General features: G+C 26.2%; 1 pseudogene. It reads right to left on the bottom strand.

The features are described 5' to 3' along the window. Window positions 1-508 (bottom strand): annotated as a pseudogene (locus tag AZI32_RS18710) (glycosyltransferase family 1 protein); the annotation flags it as partial.

The following is a 508-nucleotide window of genomic DNA, read 5'->3' as shown; positions in this document are numbered from 1 at the left end:
AACTTACCTTTTGATTTCCCATAAATTCACTATCGCATCCAGAAGGAAGTTCTATAACTTTCTTATTTAAATTTATAGGTATATGCCTTTTCATTTCATGAGATGGTAAATACAGTATATCTATGCATTTCTTAAATTTAATTAAATCATAATAGTAAAAGCTATATGCTATTAACCTTTTTAGTATAGAAACACTGTTTTTATATTGGTCAAATCGCCAATGAATATCTCTATAGAATAACCCAATCTTAATATCTTTTTTCTTACAATAACTAAGAAATTTGAAATCAAATATGGGATGTATAGGTAAATGATGTTTTTCCGTTAACAGAGTTGGTTCCGTTGAATTTTCCATGTAAAGAAAATCATAATGTTTACCTTCATTTATATTTTTTTTAATTAACTTTATAGATTTTTTTCTTTCTTTTGCATATCCTTGTATAATTTCAACATTATACCCAGCCTCTTCGAACCCTTTAATAAATTTAACAGGTCGTATATTTGAAGC

Origin of the sequence: Clostridium sp. ATCC 25772 (assembly GCF_001573875.1) — a bacterium.
Lineage (GTDB): Bacteria > Bacillota > Clostridia > Clostridiales > Clostridiaceae > Clostridium_J > Clostridium_J senegalense.
The sequence above is the reverse complement of the archived record's forward strand: the minus strand, read 5'-3'. Positions and strand labels throughout refer to the sequence as shown.